This is a genomic window from Amycolatopsis sp. NPDC104819 (assembly GCF_055583145.1).
Map to the genome: position 1 here is coordinate 604,027 of NZ_JBVJON010000004.1, position 19,861 is coordinate 623,887.

General features: G+C 71.2%; 17 protein-coding genes. 13 read left to right on the forward strand and 4 right to left on the reverse strand.

Annotation, left to right across the window (positions count from 1 at the left end):
• Positions 1-53 precede the first annotated feature (53 nt).
• The 9 genes from ACZ63E_RS15675 to ACZ63E_RS15715 all read left to right on the forward strand — a co-directional run bounded on the left by ACZ63E_RS15675 (position 54) and on the right by ACZ63E_RS15715 (position 10,151).
• Entirely contained in the window at positions 54-335 is a 282-nt protein-coding gene (locus tag ACZ63E_RS15675; RefSeq protein WP_465336603.1) for a hypothetical protein, read from the forward strand.
• Positions 332-1,561: a sarcosine oxidase subunit beta family protein gene (locus ACZ63E_RS15680; RefSeq protein WP_465336604.1), complete on the forward strand. Its 1,230-nt coding sequence runs from the start codon at positions 332-334 to the stop codon at positions 1,559-1,561. The genes ACZ63E_RS15675 and ACZ63E_RS15680 overlap by 4 nt, the downstream gene beginning before the upstream one ends.
• Positions 1,562-1,569: 8 nt before the next feature.
• A complete protein-coding gene (locus tag ACZ63E_RS15685; RefSeq protein ID WP_285475991.1) occupies positions 1,570-1,848 on the forward strand; it encodes a sarcosine oxidase subunit delta in 279 nt (92 codons plus the stop codon).
• A complete protein-coding gene (locus ACZ63E_RS15690) occupies positions 1,845-4,382 on the forward strand; it encodes a 2Fe-2S iron-sulfur cluster-binding protein (protein ID WP_465336605.1) in 2,538 nt (845 codons plus the stop codon). The genes ACZ63E_RS15685 and ACZ63E_RS15690 overlap by 4 nt, the downstream gene beginning before the upstream one ends.
• A complete protein-coding gene (locus tag ACZ63E_RS15695; RefSeq protein ID WP_465336606.1) occupies positions 4,372-4,851 on the forward strand; it encodes a sarcosine oxidase subunit gamma in 480 nt (159 codons plus the stop codon). Before ACZ63E_RS15690 ends, ACZ63E_RS15695 begins: the two co-directional genes overlap by 11 nt.
• Positions 4,848-5,690 (forward strand): formyltetrahydrofolate deformylase, encoded by an 843-nt coding sequence (gene purU, locus ACZ63E_RS15700; protein WP_465336607.1) that lies wholly within the window; start codon positions 4,848-4,850, stop codon positions 5,688-5,690. The genes ACZ63E_RS15695 and purU overlap by 4 nt, the downstream gene beginning before the upstream one ends.
• Positions 5,691-5,700: 10 nt before the next feature.
• Complete coding sequence (locus tag ACZ63E_RS15705; protein WP_465336608.1) at positions 5,701-8,136, forward strand: GcvT family protein; 2,436 nt, start codon at positions 5,701-5,703, stop codon at positions 8,134-8,136.
• Between the two features lie 3 nt (positions 8,137-8,139).
• Entirely contained in the window at positions 8,140-8,658 is a 519-nt protein-coding gene (locus tag ACZ63E_RS15710; protein ID WP_465336609.1) for a cyclodeaminase/cyclohydrolase family protein, read from the forward strand.
• 134 nt (positions 8,659-8,792) lie between these two features.
• A complete protein-coding gene (locus tag ACZ63E_RS15715) occupies positions 8,793-10,151 on the forward strand; it encodes a S1C family serine protease (RefSeq protein WP_465336610.1) in 1,359 nt (452 codons plus the stop codon).
• On the opposite strand, the gene ACZ63E_RS15720 is transcribed toward ACZ63E_RS15715, so the two are convergent.
• Complete coding sequence (locus ACZ63E_RS15720) at positions 10,148-10,522, reverse strand: MarR family winged helix-turn-helix transcriptional regulator (protein WP_465336611.1); 375 nt, start codon at positions 10,520-10,522, stop codon at positions 10,148-10,150. The genes ACZ63E_RS15715 and ACZ63E_RS15720 overlap by 4 nt on opposite strands.
• Positions 10,523-10,608: 86 nt before the next feature.
• Between ACZ63E_RS15720 and ACZ63E_RS15725 the strand changes: the two genes are divergently transcribed.
• Positions 10,609-12,072, forward strand: coding sequence for an MFS transporter (locus tag ACZ63E_RS15725; RefSeq protein ID WP_465336612.1), 1,464 nt, complete (start codon positions 10,609-10,611; stop codon positions 12,070-12,072).
• A gap of 56 nt (positions 12,073-12,128) precedes the next feature.
• Here ACZ63E_RS15725 and ACZ63E_RS15730 read toward each other — a convergent pair whose 3' ends face one another.
• On the reverse strand, positions 12,129-13,511 hold the full coding sequence (locus ACZ63E_RS15730; protein WP_465336613.1) for an MFS transporter: 1,383 nt from the start codon (positions 13,509-13,511) through the stop codon (positions 12,129-12,131).
• Positions 13,508-13,966: a carboxymuconolactone decarboxylase family protein gene (locus ACZ63E_RS15735; protein ID WP_465336614.1), complete on the reverse strand. Its 459-nt coding sequence runs from the start codon at positions 13,964-13,966 to the stop codon at positions 13,508-13,510. The genes ACZ63E_RS15730 and ACZ63E_RS15735 overlap by 4 nt, the downstream gene beginning before the upstream one ends.
• Before the next feature lie 47 nt (positions 13,967-14,013).
• Here ACZ63E_RS15735 and pdxR point away from each other — a divergent pair, with 47 nt between their 5' ends.
• Positions 14,014-15,402, forward strand: coding sequence for a MocR-like pyridoxine biosynthesis transcription factor PdxR (pdxR, locus tag ACZ63E_RS15740; protein ID WP_465336615.1), 1,389 nt, complete (start codon positions 14,014-14,016; stop codon positions 15,400-15,402).
• Positions 15,403-15,440: 38 nt separating this feature from the next.
• On the opposite strand, the gene ACZ63E_RS15745 is transcribed toward pdxR, so the two are convergent.
• Positions 15,441-16,241 carry a hypothetical protein gene (locus ACZ63E_RS15745; RefSeq protein WP_465336616.1) on the reverse strand — a complete coding sequence of 267 codons (801 nt, stop codon included), beginning with the start codon at positions 16,239-16,241 and terminating at the stop codon, positions 15,441-15,443.
• Between the two features lie 261 nt (positions 16,242-16,502).
• On the opposite strand from ACZ63E_RS15745, the gene ACZ63E_RS15750 reads away from it, so the two are divergent.
• Positions 16,503-18,083 carry a substrate-binding and VWA domain-containing protein gene (locus tag ACZ63E_RS15750; protein WP_465336617.1) on the forward strand — a complete coding sequence of 527 codons (1,581 nt, stop codon included), beginning with the start codon at positions 16,503-16,505 and terminating at the stop codon, positions 18,081-18,083.
• Between the two features lie 10 nt (positions 18,084-18,093).
• On the forward strand, positions 18,094-19,842 hold the full coding sequence (locus ACZ63E_RS15755) for a hypothetical protein (RefSeq protein ID WP_465336618.1): 1,749 nt from the start codon (positions 18,094-18,096) through the stop codon (positions 19,840-19,842).
• The last annotated feature ends 19 nt before the right edge of the window (positions 19,843-19,861 follow it).

Genomic DNA, 19,861 nt, shown 5'->3' on the forward strand with positions numbered 1-19,861 from the left:
CTTAGCCTACATCGACGATTGATATATCAGAAGTCGACCACGGAAGGTTCGTGATGACCTCGACGATCGCCCCAGCGCTCAACCGCTCCCCGGCCGGCTACGACCCGGTCGTGGCCGAAGCGATCGGCGCCGAGCTGCACCGCCGGCGGTCGACGCTCGAGATGATCGCCTCCGGCCACGTTGTGTCCGGAAAGGACTTCCGGGTCGACGTGGCCGAGGTTGAGCGCCCGGCGAAGGAGCACCAGCTCATCGCACAGGTCGTCGCGGCCGGACCGGAGCGCCGGCAGCGGACCTTGGCCGAGCCGTTCCCGTCCTACCCGCAGGAGACCCGATGACCCGCACACCCGGCGCGGACCTGCCGGAGCACCCGGACTTCCTCTGGGACAACCCCGAGCCCCAGCGCGCCTACGACGTGATCGTGGTCGGCGGCGGCGGGCACGGCCTCGCCACCGCGTACTACCTGGCCAAGGTGCACGGCATCACCAACGTCGCCGTGCTGGAGAAGGGCTGGCTCGCGGGCGGCAACATGGCCCGCAACACCACGATCATCCGCTCCAACTACCTCTGGGACGAAAGTTCCGGCATCTACGAGCACTCCCTCAAGCTGTGGGAAGGCCTCGAAGAGGACCTCGGTTACCCGATCCTCTTCAGCCAGCGCGGGGTGCTGAACCTCGCGCACAGCCTGCAGGACGTCCGCGACAGCGTCCGCCGGGTCGAGGCCAACAAGCTCAACGGCATCGACGCCGAATGGGTGGACGCCGACGGCGTCAAGGAGATCTGCCCGATCGTCAACACCTCGCCCGACGTCCGGTATCCGGTGCTCGGCGCGACCTTCCAGCCGCGCGCGGGTATCGCGAAGCATGACTACGTCGCTTGGGGATTCGCGCGGGCCGCGCACGAACTGGGGGTCGACCTCATCCAGAACTGCGAGGTCACCGGCATCTCCACAGTGGACGGCCGGGTCACCGGCGTCGAGACGTCGCGGGGCCGGATCGCCGCGGGCAAGGTCGCGCTGTGCGCCGCCGGGCACTCGTCGGTGCTCGCGAGGATGGTCGGCCTGGACCTGCCGCTCGTGTCCCATCCCTTGCAGGCCTTGGTGTCCGAACTGCTGGAGCCGATCCACCCCACGGTCGTCATGTCGAACGCCGTACACGTCTACGTTTCCCAGGCGCACAAGGGTGAACTCGTGATGGGCGCGGGCATCGACAGCTACAACGGTTACGGCCAGCGCGGCTCGTTCCACATCATCGAGCAGCAGATGGCCGCCGCGCTGGAGCTGTTCCCGGTGTTCGCCCGGGCGCACCTGCTGCGGACGTGGGCGGGCATCGTCGACGTCAGCCCGGACGCGTCGCCGATCATCGGGCTCACCCCGGTGGAGAACTTGTTCCTCAACTGCGGCTGGGGCACCGGCGGCTTCAAGGCCACACCCGGGGTCGGCGACGTCTTCGCGGCGACCATCGCGCGAGGCAAACCCCACGAGTACGCCGAACCATTCACTTTGGACCGGTTCACCACCGGTTCCCTCGTCGACGAGCACGGCGCCGCCGCCGTGGCCCACTAGGAGTCCCTGTGCAACTCATTCCCTGCCCGTGGTGCGGGCCGCGTGAAGAGGCCGAGTTCCACTACGGCGGCCAGGCCCACGTCGCCTACCCCGAGGATCCCGCCGCACTGTCCGATGAGGACTGGGCGAAGTTCGTCTTCTTCCGCGCCAACCCGAGCGGCCCGCTCGCCGAGCGCTGGAGCCACTCCGCGGGCTGCCGCCGGTGGTTCAACGCCGTGCGCGACACCCGCACCCACGACCTCCTGGCGGTCTACCGCCTCGACGAACCCAAGCCGGTGATCCCATGACCCGGCTGTCCGGCGTCCCGCTCAAGTTCACCTTCGACGGCCGCGAGCTGACCGGTTTCCTCGGCGACACCCTGGCTTCCGCGTTGCTGGCCAACGGGATCCACCAGGTCGCGACCAGCATCAAGTACGGCCGGCCGCGCGGCATCGTCGCCGCCGGCGTCGAGGACTCGAACGCCCTGGTCCAGATCGAAGCGCCGTTCCCGGAGCCGATGCTGTCGGCCACCACCGTCGAGCTGTACGACGGCCTGAAGGCTCGCGGCCTGCGCGGTCAGGGGCGGCTCGCCGCAGAACCGGACCCGGCGCGATATGACGCCAAGCATGCCCACTGCGACGTCCTGGTCGTCGGCGCCGGACCCGCGGGCCGGGCCGCCGCGGCCGAAGCCGAAGGCCGGGTCCTGCTCGTGGACGACCAGCCCGGCGGTGAAGCTCCGGAGGGCGTCCGGTTCCTTTCGCGCACGACGGCGTTCGGCATCTACGACGACGGGTTCGTGCTGGCTTTGGAGCGCCGGGGCGAGCCCGCCGCGCCCGAACGGATCTCGCGGCAACGGGTGTGGCGGATCCGGGCTCGCAAGATCGTGCTGGCCACCGGCGCGCACGAGCGGCCGATCGTCTTCCCGGACAACGACCGTCCGGGCATCATGCTCGCCGGTGCCGCGCGCACGTACCTGAACCGGTACGGCGTTCTGGCCGGGCGGCGCGTGGTCGTGTTCACCACCAACGACTCCGCGCTCGAGGCCGCCTCCGACCTGGCGGCGGCCGGCGCCGAGATCGTGCGGATCGTCGACGCCCGCGAGGGCTACGGCGTCATCGGCACCGACGGCGACACCCACATCACCGCCGCCCACGTCGCTCCGCTGGGAGAAACGCAGGGGGAGCGGGTCGAGTGCGACCTGCTGCTCGTGTCCGGCGGCTGGAACCCGGCCGTCCACCTCTACAGCCAGGCTCGCGGCACGCTGCGGTACGACGCCGGGCTCGGTGCGTACGTCCCGGACGGTGAACTGCCGAACGTGAGCGTTGTGGGTGCCGCGGCGGGCGAAGGGCTGCCGGAGACGAAGATCCTTTGGCAGGTGCCCGCGCCGGAGTCCGAAGTGGACACCCGGTTCGTCGACCAGCAGCGTGACGCCACCGTGTCGGACGTCCTGCGCGCGACCGGCGCCGGGCTTCGCTCGCTGGAGCACATCAAGCGCTACACGACGATCGGCACCGCGCACGACCAGGGCAAGACGTCCGGCCTCCTCGCCGCGGGCATCACCGCCGAAGCCCTCGGTGTCGACTTGGCGACCCAGCGCCCGACGACGTTCCGGCCGCCGTACACGCAGGTGTCGTTCGCCGCGCTAGCCGGGCGGAACCGCGGTGAGCTGCACGATCCCGTGCGGGTCACGATGATCCACCCGTGGCACGTCGAGCACGGGGCCGAGTTCGAGAACGTCGGCCAGTGGAAACGGCCGTGGTACTACCCGCGGCCCGGCGAGTCGATGCCCGACGCCGTCCAGCGCGAATGCCGGGCGGCGCGGACCGACGTCGCGCTGATGGACGGGTCCACTTTGGGCAAGATCGACGTCCAGGGCCCGGACGCCGGCGCGTTCCTCGACATGCTCTACACGAACATGATGAGCAACCTCAAGGTCGGCCGGATCCGCTACGGCGTGATGTGCGGCTTCGACGGCATGGTGATCGACGACGGCACGGTCATCCGCGTCGGCGAGGAGCGCTTCCTCGTCACCACCACGACCGGCAACGCGGCGATGGTGCTCGAGTGGATGGAGGAGTGGCTCCAGACGGAGTGGCCGCACCTGCGTGTCTTCGCGACGTCGGTCACCGAGCACTGGGCCACCATTCCGTTGGTCGGCCCGCGTTCGCGGGAGGTCCTGGGCGCTCTTGCACCGGGTCTTGACGTGAGCAACGAGGCGTTCGGGTTCATGACCTGGCAGGACGCCGAGGTCGCCGGGCTGCAGGCGCGCGTCTGCCGGATCAGCTTCTCCGGCGAGCTGGCGTACGAGATCAACGTGCCTTCGTGGTATGGGCTCGCGCTCTGGGAGTCCATTGTGGAACAGGGCGCCATGCCGTACGGCACCGAGACCATGCACGTCCTGCGCGCCGAGAAGGGCTACCCGATCATCGGCCAGGACACCGACGGCACGGTCACCCCGCAGGACCTCGGCATGTCCTGGGCGGTGTCCAAGAAGAAGGCCGACTTCCTCGGCAAGCGCTCGTTCGCCCGCGCCGAGAACAACCGCCCGGACCGCAAACACCTGGTTGGTTTGCTCCCCGTCGATCCGTCGGTGTTGCTGCCGGAAGGGGGACAGGTCATCGAGTCCGAAACTGTGCCCGAACCACCGGTGCGGATGCTCGGGCACGTCACCTCCAGCTACGACAGCGCCGCCCTCGGCCGCACCTTCGCGCTGGCCCTGGTGCGCTCGGGCCGTGAGCGCGTCGGCGAGACGCTGTACGTCCCGGTCGGCGACCAGGTCGTGCCGGTGACGGTGACCGAATCCGTGCTCTTCGACAAGGAAGGAGCCCGCCGTGACGGTTGACGCGGTCGAAGAACCGTTCCGCACCCAGCTCACCGTCCGCCTCCGCGACGGGCACCACCTGCTCGGCGTCGACCTGCCCGGGCCGTGCACGTTCACCAGCACCCACGGCATCGACATCCTCTGGATGGGCCCGGACGAGTACCTGGTCCTGGGGCCGGAGCTTTCACGTGAAAGCTCCGACCTGGAGGCCGAGCTTTCACGTGAAAGCTCCGTTTTGGCCGTCACGGATGTTTCGTGTCAGCGGGTGACCGTGCAGCTCACCGGGGCGCACGCTGTCGACGTGCTGGCGCACGGATGCTCGGTCGACCTGGAGATGTCGCCACCGGGTACGTGCGTGCAGACGTTGTTCGCGCGCACCGGGATCGTGCTCATGGTCCGCGAAGACGGCTTCACGATCCTCGTGCGACAGTCCTTTTCGGACTACTTCAAAGCCTGGCTGGCCGATGCGAGTCTGGAGTACGTCCCGTGACCTTCACCTTGACGCTCAAGTGCCCCGAACGCTCGGGCATCGTGCACGCCGTGACGACGTTCCTCGTCGGGCAGGGCTGTGACATCGTCGAGCACCAGCAGTTCGACGACGACGTCCGCGGCTCGCTGTTCCTCCGCACGTCGTTCACCGCACCCGAACCGACCACAGTGGATGATCTGCGCCGCGACTTCGCGGTGGTGGCCGGGGGCTTCGGGATGGAGTTCGACCTCTCCGACGGGACGCCACCGCGGCTCCTCGTGATGGTGTCGAAGTTCGGGCACTGCCTCAACGATCTGCTCTTCCGCTGGCGCGCGGGCAGTCTCGGCGCGGACATCGCCGTGGTCGTCTCGAACCACGAGGACCTGCGGCCGATGTGCGAGGCGGCCGGGGTGCCGTTCGAGCACGTCCCGGTGACCCCGGAGGCCAAACCCGAGGCGGAACAGCGGCTGCTCGACCTGGTCGGTGAGTACCAGGCCGACCTCGTGGTGCTCGCGCGGTACATGCAGGTGCTGTCCAACGACCTGTGCCTCAAGCTCGAAGGCCGCGCGATCAACATCCACCACTCGTTCCTGCCCGGCTTCAAGGGCGCCAAGCCCTACCACCAGGCCTACGACCGCGGGGTCAAGTACGTCGGCGCGACCGCGCACTACGTCACGCCCGACCTCGACGAGGGCCCGATCATCGAGCAGGAGGTCGCGCGCGTAGACCATACCTACTCGCCGCGCGAGCTGGTGACCGTCGGCCGCGACGCCGAAGCCCTCGCCCTCTCCCGCGCGGTGCGCTGGCACTGCGAACGCCGCGTTCTGCTGAACGGCAACAGCACCGTCGTTTTCCGTTAGGAGTTCCGCCATGACCGCACCGAAAGTCGTGATCATCGGCGCCGGCATCGTCGGCGCGAACCTCGCCGACGAGCTGACCGCCCGCGGCTGGGCCGACGTCACCGTGCTCGACCAAGGTCCCTTGCCGCGCACCGGCGGGTCGACCTCGCACGCGCCCGGCCTGGTCTTCCAGACGAACGCGTCCAAGTCGATGACGGAGTTCGCGAAATACACCGTCGCAAAGCTGCTGGAGCTGGACTGTTTTCTGCAGGTCGGCGGCATGGAGGTCGCGACCACTCCGGCGCGCTGGGAGGACCTCAAACGCAAGCACGGCTGGGCGACGTCGTGGGGTGTGCCCGGCTCGATCATCGACGCCGGCGAATGCGTCGACCGCTGGCCACTGCTCGACGGGTCGCAGGTCTTCGGCGCGCTGCACACCCCGACCGACGGCCTCGCGCGGGCCGCGAAAGCCGTCGAAGTCCTCGCCGAACGGGCCACCGCGCGGGGGGCCCGGTTCGTCGGCTCGACTCGGGTGACCGACGTCCTGCAGGAAGGTGGGCGTGTCACCGGCGTCCGGACCGACCAGGGTGACTTCCCGGCGGACGTCGTCGTGTCGTGCGCCGGGTTCTGGGGCCGTGAGATCGGCGCGATGGTCGGCATGGACGTGCCGCTGCTGCCGCTGGCCCACCAGTACGTCAAGACCGGACGCGTCGACGAGCTGGTCGGGCGCAACACCGAAGCGGTCGAGGCGAGCCTGCCGATCCTGCGCCACCAGGACCAGGACCTGTACTTCCGCGAGCACGTCGACCGGATCGGCATCGGGTCCTACGCACACCGGCCGATGCCGGTCGACGAGTCCACTTTGGACCCGTCGGTGACCGAGACCGCGATGCCGTCGATGCTGCCTTTCACCGAGGACGACTTCGCGCCGTCGTGGGAGGAGAGCAAGCTGCTGCTGCCCGCGTTGCGGCAGACCAAGGTCGAGGAGGGCTTCAACGGGATCTTCTCCTTCACCCCGGACGGCCAGTCGCTGGTCGGCGAGTCGGCCGACGTCCGCGGCTTCTGGCTGGCCGAAGCGATCTGGGTGACGCACTCGGCGGGCATCGCCAAGGCCGTCGCCGAGCTGCTCGTCGACGGACATTCCGAAGTGGACGTGCACGACATCGACGTGCACCGCTTCGAAGACGTCCAGCTCGCACCGTCCTATGTGCACGAAACGGCGCAGCAGAACTTCGTCGAGGTCTACGACATCCTGCACCCGTTGCAGCCCAAACTTTCCCCGCGCGATCTGCGCGTGACGCCGTTCCACGTGCGGCAGCGGGAGCTGGGCGCGGTGTTCCTCGAGGCGGGCGGCTGGGAGCGGCCGCACTGGTTCGAGGCCAACGCGCCGCTGCTGAAGAAGCTGCCGCACGACGCGCTCCCGCCGGCGCGCGACGCGTGGTCGGCGCAGTTCCACTCGCCGATCGCGGCCGCCGAGGCCTGGCACACGCGCAACGGTGTCGCGATGTACGACATGACACCGCTGAAGCGCGTGGAGGTCAGCGGAACCGGAGCACTGGCGTTCCTGCAGTCATTGACCACGAACCAGCTGGAGAAGTCGGTCGGGTCGGTCACCTACACGCTGATGCTGGACGACGCGGGTGGCGTCCGCAGCGACGTCACGGTGGCCCGGCTCGGGCCGGAGCGGTTTCAGGTCGGGATCAACGGGAACATCGACGTCGACCACTTCGTGAAGCACGCGCCGGCCGGGGTGCAGGTGCGGGACACCACCGGCGGCACGTGCTGCATCGGCGTGTGGGGGCCGCTGGCGCGCGACCTCGTCCAGCCGTTGAGCCGGGAAGACTTCTCGCACACGGGGTTGAAGTACTTCCGGGCGCGCGAGGCACGTATCGCCGGAGTGCCGGTCGTCGCGATGCGACTGTCCTATGTGGGCGAACTCGGCTGGGAGATCTACACCAGCGCGGACAACGGCCTGCGGCTGTGGGACGCGCTGTGGGCGGCCGGCCAGCCGCTCGGGGTGATCGCGGCCGGACGCGCGGCGTTCAACAGCCTGCGCCTGGAGAAGGGCTACCGGCTGTGGGGCACCGACATGACCACCGAGCACGATCCGTACGAGGCCGGGATCGGCTTCGCGGTGCGTCCGGCCAAGGGGCCGTTCGCCGGCAGTGACGCGATCGCGGGGCGCAGCGAGGAAACCGCGTCACGGCGGCTCCGGTGCCTCACGGTCGACGACGGCCGCACGGTCGTGCTGGGCAAGGAACCGGTGTTCGTCGACGGCGTCGCGGCGGGGTACGTCACCAGCGCGGCCTACGGCTACACGATCGGCCGGCCGATCGCCTACGCCTGGCTCCCGGCGTCGGCGGACGTCGGCAGCAGTGTCGAAATCGAGTACTTCGGTCGCCGGGTCGCGGCCACCGTGGCCGCCGAGCCACTGGTCGACCCCGGCATGGAACGAATCCGGCGGTGAGTCGTGCGTGACCAGATCCTGAGTGACTTCCTGAAGGCCCTCGCGTCCGAGGCCTCCCCGGGCGGCGGGGCGACGGCGGCGTTGCACGTCGCACAGGCGGCGGCCTTGGTCGGCAAGGCGTCGCCCGACGGGCGCGAGGCCGGGGCGCTGAGCATGCACGCGTTGCGGCTGGCGGAGAAGGAGGCGCACGCGGCGGCCATGCTCGCCCGGGCCCATCGGCTGCCGCCCGGCGAAGCGCGGGAGCTCGCGGTGGCCGAGGCGCGCCGGCGCGCGTGCGCACCGGCGGCGGAGGTGATCACCGCCGCGGCCGCCGTGCTGGACCTGGCGGACCGGGTGCCGCCGGACCCGCTGCCGGCCACCGACCTGGCGGCGGTGGCGGAGGCGGCCCGGGCCGCGGCGACGACCGCCGGGATCAGCATCGAGATCCACTCCGGCGCGGCGGCTCCGCCCGAGGTGGCGGCCGTGGGCGAGCACGCGGACCGCCTGACGGCCTCGATCCGGCGGGGGGTGGTTCCGGCGTAACGTGGATCACGTCGGCATGCCGGAAGGTCGTCGCGGGTACATCCACAGCAACTCCATGGATCGACGCCAGGAAATTCTCAGGAACGCGGCGTTTCCTGGAGGGGCCGGAGGCTGGTCGAGGGCTGGAGCTGTGCATGAGTGAGTACGACCGAGGACCGCAGGGCGGCGGCGAGTACCCGTACGGCTACGGCCAGGGTGACCCGCGGGGCCACTACGGCCAGGGGTACCCGCAGCAGCCGTACGAGCAGTACGGCCAGCAGCCTTACGACCAGTACGGCCAGGCCCGTGACCAGTGGGGACGCTCGTACCCGCCGCAGTACACCCAGCCCCAGGGCTTCTACGGCCAGGCTCCCGGCTACGGCTACCCGCCGCCCGTTCCGCAGCCCCCGCGCCGGCGGCCGCTGCGCGCGCTGACCGTCGCCGTCGTCGCGGTCGCCCTGGCGGTGGTCGCCGGGCTCGGCATCGGGCACCTGATCTCGGTGAACAACCCGACGGCCGCCGGCAACCAGAACTTCGGCTTCTCCGGGCAGCCCACCGCGTCGGCCACCGTGCTCGACGTCGACGCCGTGTCCGCGAAGGTCAACCCGGCCATCGTCAACGTCAACACCGAGCTCGGGCTGCAGGGCGCGGCCGCGGCGGGCACCGGCATCGTGCTCACGCCGGACGGCGAGGTGCTCACGAACAACCACGTCGTCGCGGGCGCGACCAGCATCAAGGTCACCAGCATCGGCACCGGCGACACCTACAAGGCCGAGGTCGTCGGCTACGACCGCAGCGAGGACATCGCGGTCCTGCAGCTCCAGGACGCGTCGGGGCTGCCGACCGCGTCGATCGGCGACTCGTCGACGGTCAAGGTCGGCGACCAGATCCTCGGGCTCGGCAACGCCGGCGGCAAGGGCGGCGACCCGGTCCCCGCACCCGGCACGGTGAGCGCGCTCGACCAGTCGATCACCGCCTCCGACGAATCCAGCGGGGCGTCCGAGCAGCTCACCGGGCTGATCCAGGTCCGCGCGAACATCGAGTCCGGCGACTCCGGCGGCCCGCTCGTCAACGCGAACGCGCAGGTGATCGGCGTCGACACCGCCGCGTCCACCGGCTACCAGCTCAACGGCCGCCGCAGCGGCGCGGGCGGCCAGGGCTTCGCGATCCCGATCAACCAGGCCGTCGACATCGCGCACAAGATCGTCGCGGGCACGGCCACCGACAAGATCCACATCGGCAAGACGGCGTTCATCGGCGTCTCGGTCGCCGACGGCCAGGGCCAGGGCGCCCAGGTGCGCGACGTCGTCGCGAGCGGCCCGGCGCAGGACGCGGGCCTGGCGGCCGGCGACGTGATCACGGCCATCAACGGCACGCCGGTCGACTCGGCGACCACGCTGACCACGGTGATGGACACCCACCACCCGGGTGACCAGCTGACGCTGACGGTGTCGAACGCCTCCGGCGCTCAGCGGCAAGTGCAGGTCAAGGCCATCGAAGGGCCCGTGGGCTAACGTAGCGTCTCGTTCAGCACTTCGCGGTGAGTTCGCTTCGCCTCGAGGTAGCGCTTGCGGCCGGCGTCGGTCAGGGTCACGAAGATCCCGCGCCGGTCGACGTCGCAGAGCGCGCGCTGGACCAGGCCTTCCTTCTCCAGGCGGGCCACCAGGCGTGAAGTCGCGCTCTGGCTGAGGTGGATCGCGCCGGTGAGGTCGGCCGAGCGGCACTGGAAGTCGCAGGTCGCGAGCCGTTCGAGGGCTTCGAACTCGTTCGCGCCGATGCCGTGGCGCTCCTGCAGGCGGCACTCGAGCGTGCCGAACACGGCCGAATACCGCGCCAGAAGTTCGTGCCACTCCTGCACCAGGCCTTGCTCGGCGACGTCGCTCACAGCGACCAACTTAGCATGCGCGCACATCAGATGCAAAGACATTAAATGCTTAGACATTAGATGCGTATGCATGTACTGTCGCCGCCATGAGCTCTTCCGCTGCCTTGTCCACCACCTCGACCCGGTGGGATGCACGTCTCTGGGGTGTCCTGCTCACCGTCTCGATCGTCATCGGCCTCGACGCGCTCGACGTATCGATGGTCGGGGTCGCCCTCCCGGCCATCCAGGCCGACCTCGGCCTGTCCACGAACGCACTGCAATGGGTCGTCAGCGGGTACGTGCTGGGGTACGGCGGCCTGCTGCTGCTCGGCGGCCGCACCGCCGACCTGCTCGGCCGCCGCCGGGTGTTCCTGGTCGCCGTCGCTGTGTTCGCGCTGGCCTCGCTGCTCGGCGGCCTCGTCGACGACGGCGCGCTGCTGATCGCCAGCCGCTTCATCAAGGGACTCGCCGCCGCGTTCACGGCGCCGGCCGCCCTGTCCATCATCACCACGACGTTCCACGAAGGTCCCGCCCGCAACAAGGCGATCAGCATCTTCGCCGTGTTCGGCGCCAGCGGGTACTCCGCCGGGCTGGTGTTCTCCGGCCTGCTGACCGAGGTCGGCTGGCGCTGGACGTTCCTGCTGCCCGCGCCGATCGCGCTGGTCGCGTTTGTCGCGGCCTGGAAGCTGATCCCGTCCTACCGGCGCGAAGAAGGCCGCGGGTACGACTTCCCGGGCGCCATCACCGGCGCCGCCGGCTCCCTGCTGCTGGTGTTCGGCGTTGTCGAGGCGCCCGAGATCGGCTGGGCGGCGCCGCGCACGCTGATCACGTTCGCCGTCGCGCTCGCCCTGCTCGTGACGTTCGTGGTCATCGAGAAGCGCAGCGCCCACCCGTTGCTGCGGCTGGGAATCCTCAAGTCGGGGCCGCTGGCGAGGGCGAACCTCGGCGGCGCACTGTTCTTCGGCGCGTACATCGGGTTCCAGTTCGTCGTGATGCTCTACCTGCAGCGGGTCCTCGGCTGGTCCGCACTGCAGACCGCGCTCGGGTTCCTGCCGGCGGCGCTGATCGTGGCGTTCGGCTCGCCGCGCATCGAGCCGCTGATCGACCGGGTCGGCACGCCGCGCACGATCTTCGCGGGCGTCGTCGCCCACGTGCTGGGCTACGCGCTGTTCCTGCGCGTGGACGAGCACTCGGGTTACGCGGGGTACGTCCTGCCCAGCATGATCCTGCTCGGCATCGGCTTCACGCTGGCGTTCTCGTCCCTCAACATCCAGGGGACAGCCGGGATTTCGGACGACGAGCAGGGGCTGGCCGGTGGCCTGCTGAACACGTCGCTGCAGGTCGGCGGCGCGATCGGGCTCGCGGTGGTGACGGCGGTGCTGACCGCCAACGGCGGCCGTGAGGCCTCGCCGGCCGCGCTGCTGACCGGGCTGACCCCGGCGCTGAGCGTGGTCACCGGGATCGCGGTGCTGGGCCTGCTGATCGCGATCAGCGGCCTGGTGGCCCGCAAGCGCCCGGCTCCCGAACCGGAGCCGGTCCCCGAGGGCGATCTCCTGGCCCTCGCCGACTGAATCCGATGCCGTGAATGACTCATTCATGTCGCCAGGCGACATGAATGAGTCATTCACTACGTTCGGGCCGGGGCCGGGGCCGGGGTGAGCTGGCGGGGGCGGCTGAAGCGCAGGGCCGCCAACGCCGTCAGCGCGATTCCGGCCGCGGCCAGCAGAACCGCCGTGCGGAGACCGTCCACTATGGACGTCTCCGAGTTGGCCACCGCGACGAACACCGCCAGGCCCACCGAACCGCCGACCTGCTGCGCGGTCGAGGCGACGCCGGACGCGATGCCCTGTTCCCGCGCGGGGATGCCCGCCGCCGCGGCGCCGAACATCAGCGTGTACCCCGCGCCCTGGCCCAGCCCCAGGACAACCAGCGCCGGGACCAGCCCCAGGTAGGACGCGTCCGCGGTCATCGACAGCCCGAGCGCCACCGCACCGGCGCCGCCGACGACCAGGCTCACCACCAGCGTCGGCCGGGTGCCGTAGCGGGTGGCCAGCCGGCCCGCGGCCTGCGAACCCGCCGCGATCGCGACCATCGGGACGCCGAACGCGAGCCCGGTCGCCAGCGCGCCGTAGCCGTGCACACCCTGGAAGTACTGCGTCAGGAAGTACAGCAGCGTGCCGAACGTGCCCATGTAGAGGAACGTCACGACCACGCCGGTGCCGAGGTTGCGCTCCCGCAGCAGCCGCAGGGGCAGCAGCGGGTCGAGGCCCCGGCGTTCGATCACGGCGAACGCGGCCAGGAGCGTCACACCCGCCGCCGCGGCCACCAGGACCACGGCCGACGTCCAGCCCAGCTCCGGGCCTTCCACCAGCGCGAACACCAGCAGGGTCGTGCCGAGGGTCGCGGTCAGCGCGCCGCCGAGGTCGAACCGGCGTCCCGGCTCCCGGGCGGGATCCCCGGCCAGCAGCGGGAAAGCGAGCACGGCGGCCACCGCGGCCAGCGGGACATTCACGAAAAACACCGCCGCCCAGCCGAACGCCTGCGTCAGCACCCCGCCCAGCAGGGAGCCGAGGATCATGCCGCTGCCACCGGCGGTGCCCCAGACCGCGAACGCGCGGTTGCGCTCGCGGCCCGCCGCAAAACTGGTGCTGACCAGCGTCAGCGTCGCGGGGAACAACAGCGCCCCGCCGAGGCCCTGCCCGGCCCGGGCCCCGACGAGCAGGCCCGGGTCGGCGGCCAGCCCGCCGGCCAGCGACGAGCCGGCGTAGAGCGCGCAGCCCAGCGCGAACACCCGCCGCGAGCCGAACAGGTCGCAGGCCCGCCCGCCGAGCAGGAGGAACCCGCCGAACGCCACGGCGTACGCGCTCACCACCCACTGCAGGCTTTGCGCGGAGAAGCCGAGTTCGCGGCCGATGTCCGGCAGGGCCACGTACACGATGTTGTAGTCGAGGGAGATGATCAGCTGCGCGAACGCCAGCAGCGCCAGCACCGCGCCCGGACGGCGGGTCACCGGGTCACCCGCTCGTCCGTGCCCGGCACCTTCGCCGTGGTGATGGCGATGCGGTTCCACGTGTTGATCGTGAAGATCAGCGCGAGCAGCTGGGCGAGCTCTTCCTCGCCGAACCGGCCGGCGGCGCGGGCGTAGACGTCGTCCGGGACACCGCCGGTGGAGATCAGCGTGACGGCTTCGGTGAGGGCCAGCGCGGCCTGCTCCTTCTCGCTGAAGAAGCTCGTGGCCTCGTGCCACACGGCCACCATGTGCAGCCGCTCCTCGCTCTCGCCGGCCTTGCGGGCGTCCGAGGTGTGCATGTGGAGGCAGTAGGCGCAGCGGTTGAGCTGCGACGCGCGGATCTGGACCAGCTCGACGAGCGCGGGGTCGAGCCCGGCGCGGGCGGCGGCGTCGAAGCCGATCAGGGCCTTGAAGGCCTTCGGGGCGGTCTTGGCGAAGTTCACTCGGTTCGTCATGACCAGAAATCTAGGGCTCGGTTGACCTCCGTATAGGGTGCATTTCCGTGGCAGATTCGTGGGTCAATTCCGGAGTCGACCTGCACCTCGAGCTGACCGGCTCCGGCGGCAGGCGGGCCGCGCTCATCACCGCGTTGCGGGACGCCGTCCGCACCGGACGGCTCGCCCCGGGCACCCGGCTCCCGCCGTACCGCGCCCTGGCCGTCGACCTCGGCGTGGCCCGCAATACCGTCGCCGACGCCTACGCCGAGCTGGTTGCCGAGGGCTGGCTCACCGCCGTCCAGGGTTCCGGCACGCGGGTCGCCGAGCGGGCCGAGCCGCTGCCCCGGTCGCGGACCCCGAAGAAGGCGCCGGGGCCGCCGAAGCCGCGGCACAACCTGCGGCAGGGCCAGCCGGACGCGACGACGTTCCCGCGGGCCGGCTGGCTCGCCGCCGCGCGCCGGGCGCTGAACGTCGCCCCGCACGACGCCTTCGGCCCCGGTGACCCGCGCGGCCGTCCCGAACTGCGGGAGGCGCTGGCCGGATACCTCGCGCGCGCCCGCGGGGTGCGGACGTCACCGGAACGGATCGTCGTCTGCTCGGGCTTCGCGCACGCGTTGCGGCTGCTGTTCCCGGCGGTGCTGCCAGGCCCGCTCGCAGTCGAGTCGTACGGCCTGGCGTTCCACCGCTCGATCTTCGCCGCGGCCGGTGTCGAGACGCTTCCCCTGGCCCTGGACGAAAAGGGCGCGCGCGTCGAGGACCTGGCCGTCGCGAACGTGCTGCTGACACCCGCGCACCAGTTCCCGACCGGCGGCCCGTTGCACCACGACCGCCGCACGGCGGTGGTCGGGCACGTCCGCGCGTCCGGCGGGGTGCTCGTCGAGGACGACTACGACGGCGAGTTCCGGTACGACCGCAAGCCGGTCGGCGCGGTCCAGGGCCTCGACCCCGAGCACGTCGTCTACGCCGGTTCGGTCAGCAAGAGCCTGTCACCGGCGCTGCGGCTCGGGTGGCTCGTGCTGCCGGAGCACCTCGTCGACGCCGTGCTGGCGGTGAAGGGGGAGCGCGAGGCGTGGGCGGGGGTGCTCGACCAGCTCACGCTCGCCGAGTTCATCACCGCGGGCAGCTACGACAAGCACATCCGGCGCATGCGGCAGCGCTACCGGCGCCGCCGGGACGTCCTGGTCGAGGCGCTCGCCGAACGGGCGCCGCACGTCGTGCCCACCGGCGTCGCCGCCGGGCTGCACGCGGTGCTGCGCCTGCCGCCGGGCACGGAGAAGTCCGCGGTCAAGGCCGCGGCGTGGCAGGGACTCGCGCTGGACGGCCTGGCCGCCTTCCGGCACCCGGCCGCCACGATGTCCACATCGGACGGACTGGTGGTCGGGTACGCGACGCCGTCCGAACCCGCCTACGCCGCGGCCGTCGACGCGCTGTGCCGCGCGTTGCCGCCCGCCTGAGCCGATGCCACCGAGCGCCCCAATGTGGCCTTGGGGCGTCAGCCGACGATGTCGACTTCGAAGGGGTCGCCGGAGCTGTAGTTGATGTCGGCCCACACCGCGCCCGGCAGGTCGTAGCGGCGGTGGGACGTCAGCTTGTTGTTGTACCCCGGCGTCTGCGTCGGGTTGTGGCCGACACCCTGGCGGTCGTTGCCCCAGGCGAAGATGTCGCCGACCCACATCGGCTTCGAGAAGCCGTCGCCGCCGAGCCGGGGCCGGATGATGACCGCCGCGCCGGGGCTGCCGGACAGGAAGACCCGCACGGTGTTCTGCTCGGCGTTGGGCGGGGTGACGGTGATGCGCTCCATGATCTCCACTCCGGTCGAGGCGGATCCGATGCCGTCCACTCCGGGCCAGTAGTCGACGACCGACGAGACGTCGTAGCCCGGGGCGACGTTCCCGCGGTACTGCTTGGCCACCGCGCCGTCGGGGATGGCCGGATCGCCGTTGTAGTGGGCGATCCAGTAGTGCGGCTCGGCCACGCCGGCGGACGAGAACGCCGACCGCACCGCGGGCCAGGTCGACAGGCTGCAGTAGATGGTCGGGTCCGCGCCGGCCGCGCGGCGCATCCGGACCCAGCCCGGCGCCTCGCCCGGTGTGGCGTCACCGGGTTCGACGTCGAGGACGTGGCCGTCGTTCGTGCCGGCCTTCTTGACGATGGTGACCTTGACGGCGCGGGGGAAGCGCGCCCAGTCCGAGGCCGACCAGGGTTCCAGTTTGATCTTGTCGATGTATCCCGCCACCATCTGGGCGTCGCCGGGGATGTTCGCGGCCGTGACCGCGTCGTACATCGTGCGCACGGGTTCGGTCTCCGTTCGGTGCCATTCGCCGCTTGCGGGCACGGCGAAATCGTCCTGCGATCCGCCATCGTGCTGTTACCCACGTGGGACGGGCGTCAAGCGGGAAACGTTACGCAGTTCCTGTCAATCACCAAAACGGCCGCACCGCGCAATTCCTTCACCACCGGCACACACACCCACGGTCACCTTTCGCCCGCGGTACTGGCTTCCCGCTCACCCGGCTGGCAAGCTGCCAGCACTTCACCGACGGAAGGCACGTGCATGGCGGCACCCCCGGCGCGGTCCCGGCGCTTCGACGCGCGGGTCGTCGTCCTGAGCGTGCTGCTCGTGCTCGCGCTGCTGGCCTGGGCCGGCGTCGACTACCTGCGCGACCGGCTCGCGTCCGGCGGCTGTGACACCACAACGCCGGTGCGCATCACGGCCGCGCCCGACATCGCGCCGGTGCTGACCACGCTCGCGCGGTCCACACCGGAGCGGGACTGCTACCGCGTCGAGGTCACGGCGAGCGCGTCGCCGGCCACCGCGGCGGCGCTGGAAGCCAACGGCGCGAACGGTCCCGACGTCTGGGTGCCCGAGTCGAGCACCTGGCTGCTGCAGGCCCGCGACGGCGGCGCGTGGAACCTGCCGGAGACCGGCCAGTCCGTGGCGAGCTCGCCGGTGGTGCTGGCGCTGACCGACGACGTCGCGAAGCAGGCCGGCTGGCCGGGAAAGGCACCGTCCTGGTCGGACGTCCTCGCGGGAGGCGCGGTCGGGTTGCCCGACCCGGGGCGCGACCCGGCCGGGATCGCCGCGCTGATCGGCCTGCAGCAGCTGACGAAGGACGCGCCCGACCCGGCCGCCGCGTTCACCGAGGAGATCCGCAAGCTTTCGGCCGTGAAGGCGCCCTACACCGCGTCGCCGGCGTCGGAACAGTCCGTGCTGGCCCGCAAGCTCGTCGCCGCGTACCCGGCGGCCGGGGTGCCGAGCTTCGACTACCCGTACGTCGTGCTGCCGCGCGCGTCGGAAGCCTCCCGGTCGGCGGCCGAACGGTTCCTGCGGCTGCTGCTCGACCAGACCGCCACGAAGACGTTCGGCGACGCCGGGTTCCGCACGCCGGCCGGGCAGCTGCTCGGCGACCGGCCGGCCGACACGCGCACGAACGCCGCGCCGCGCCCGGGCGGGCCACCCGCGCCCGAGGCGATGTACGGCGTGCTCCAGGCCTGGGCCGGGGCGAACCTCAGCGCACGGGTCCAGGTCCTGCTCGACGTCTCCGGCTCGATGGCCGCCACCGTGCCCGGCACCGGCCGCAGCCGGATGGCGCTCACGCTGGAAGCCGCGACGCAGGGGCTCGGGCTGTTCAAGCCGACGACCGAGCTCGGCCTGTGGCTGTTCTCCACCCGGCTCGACGGCGACAAGGACTACAAGGAACTGCTGCCGATGCGCTCGATCGCCGACCAGCTCGCCAAGGGCGGCCTGGCGACGCTGCAGGCGGTCAAGCCCAAGCCCGGCGGCGCGACCGGGCTGTACGACTCGATCCTCGCCGCGTACCAGAACGCCCGGCAGAGCTGGCAGCTCGGCCGGATCAACGTGGTCGTCGTGCTCACCGACGGCCGCAACGAGGACGGCGACTCGATCGGGCTGCCCGGCCTGCTCGCCGAGCTCGGCCGGCTGCAGGACCCGCGGAAACCGTTGTCGGTCATCGGGATCGGCATCGGCCCCGACATCGACGCGGGCGAGCTCAAGCAGGTTTCGGCCGCGACCGGCGGCGAGTCCTTCACCACGCCCGACCCGCGCAAGATCTCCGACGTCTTCTACCAGGCGCTGAGCAAGCTCATGTGCCAGCCGCCCGCCTGCAAGAATTGAGGATCCCGTGTTGCTGGAGACCGAAAAGCCCGCGGCACGGGCCCGCCGAAGACCGTCCGCGCTGGTGCTCGTGGCGTTCGTCGCGGGCGCGGTCCCGTTCGCCCTGCACGCGTGGGCCGCGCTGCACGGGAGTTTCGCCCAGGACGACTTCGTCGTCACCTACCGGGCCGCCGCGGCCGGGCCGTTCGACCTCGGGTTCCTCTTCCAGGACTACCACGGGCACCTGCAGCCGGGCGGGTTCTTCCTCGCCGCGGTGCTGACGGCCTGGGCGCCGCTGAACTTCGCCGTGCTGATGGTGCCGCTGCTGCTGATGCGGGCGCTCGCCGCGGTGTTCTTCTGGTGCCTGCTGGTGCGGTGCTTCGGCGCCCGGTGGGCGATCCTGGTGCCGTTCACCGTGTTCAGCGCCTCGACGCTGCTGCTGGTCCCGACGCTGTGGTGGTCGTTCGGCGTCCAGCTGGTGCCCGTGGTGCTCGCCGCCGCCGGGGCGCTGCACGCCCACGTCCGCTACCTCGCCGACGGCGGCCGGTGGTGGGTCGGCGCCTTCGCCTGGACGCTCTTCGGGCTGGCGTTCTACGAGAAGGCCGCGGTGATCCCGCTGCTGCTGGCCGGGGTCACCGTCCGGCTGGGACAGTCCTTCCGGGAGCGGGCCCGCTACTGGCTCGGCCACGCCGTCCTGCTGGTGGCGTTCGTCGCGGTCTTCTTCGCGTTGACGTCGAGCCAGGTCGGCTCGGGCGCGTCGCCGCTGTCGGCCGGGACGGTCGCCGACCTGACCGGCCGGATGGTCGGGGACACGCTGCTGCCGGGCCTCGCGGGCGGGCCGTGGTCCGGCCCCGGCCCGGGCGCGACCTGGGCGCCGTCGCCGTTCGTGGTGGTGGTGCTGCTGATCGCGGCCGCGCTGGCCCTGGTCGTCGCGGGCGTGCGGGCCGGCGGGCGGCGCGCGGGGGGCGCGTGGCTGCTGTTCGGCGCGCTGTTCGCGGTGGACGTCGGGCTCCTCGCGTTGACCCGGCTGAAGGAGGTCGGGCCGGCCGCGGGCGACGATCCCCGGTACGTCGCCGATCTGGTGCTGGCGGCCGCCCTTTGTGGAGGGTTCGCTTTCCTGCCCCGCGGCGAAGTTGCGCCGTCCGGCGGAAAGCGTGAACGGCCGATCGCGGTAGTGGTGTGCGTGCTTTTGCTCGCCGGCTCCGCCGTGGGGTTCCTGCGGCTTTCCCCGCCGTTGCGGTTCGAGCATTCGGGACAGTACGTCGCCAACGTGCGCGCGGCCGTCGCCGCGGACCCGGATCTGGTCTTCTACGACACTTTTGTGCCCTCCGACGTGGTCCACGAGTGGTTCGGCGCGGACTCGCGCGCGTCCCGGGTGGTCGGCCTGCTGCCCGGCACGCACTTCGACCAGCCGACAAGCCGGATGCACCAGCTCGACGCGACCGGCACCCCGCACCGGATCACCGGTGTGGAACCGGTTTCCCGCGGGGTGGCGGGCCCGGTGCCGAACTGCGGGACGGCGGTGGGCGAGGCGACGGCGCGCGTCGCGCTGGACACCCCGGTGCTCGGCCGGTACCTGCTGAAGCTCGATTACTACACTTCGGACGGTGGGGAAGGCCTGGTGGACCGGACCCCGGTCTGGTTCCAGGCCGGCCTGCACTCGCTCTACCTGCCGGTGGACGGCCTGTTCGACCACCTCGACCTGCGGCTGTCGAGCGCGGGCGCGCCGGTGTGCGTCGCGAAGGTGGAGGTCGGGAAACCCGTCGTGAGTGATAATTAGGGTTAGAACCCGAATTACC

Bases quoted from the DNA above. Each gene is read 5' to 3' on its own strand.
- ACZ63E_RS15680 (WP_465336604.1), top strand. From the start codon at position 332: ATGACCCGCACACCCGGCGCGGACCTGCCGGAGCACCCGGACTTCCTC.
- ACZ63E_RS15675 (WP_465336603.1), top strand. From the start codon at position 54: ATGACCTCGACGATCGCCCCAGCGCTCAACCGCTCCCCGGCCGGCTAC.
- ACZ63E_RS15725 (WP_465336612.1), top strand. From the start codon at position 10,609: ATGAGCTCTTCCGCTGCCTTGTCCACCACCTCGACCCGGTGGGATGCA.
- ACZ63E_RS15705 (WP_465336608.1), top strand. From the start codon at position 5,701: ATGACCGCACCGAAAGTCGTGATCATCGGCGCCGGCATCGTCGGCGCG.
- ACZ63E_RS15715 (WP_465336610.1), top strand. From the start codon at position 8,793: ATGAGTGAGTACGACCGAGGACCGCAGGGCGGCGGCGAGTACCCGTAC.
- ACZ63E_RS15750 (WP_465336617.1), top strand. From the start codon at position 16,503: ATGGCGGCACCCCCGGCGCGGTCCCGGCGCTTCGACGCGCGGGTCGTC.
- ACZ63E_RS15735 (WP_465336614.1), bottom strand. From the start codon at position 13,966: ATGACGAACCGAGTGAACTTCGCCAAGACCGCCCCGAAGGCCTTCAAG.
- ACZ63E_RS15690 (WP_465336605.1), top strand. From the start codon at position 1,845: ATGACCCGGCTGTCCGGCGTCCCGCTCAAGTTCACCTTCGACGGCCGC.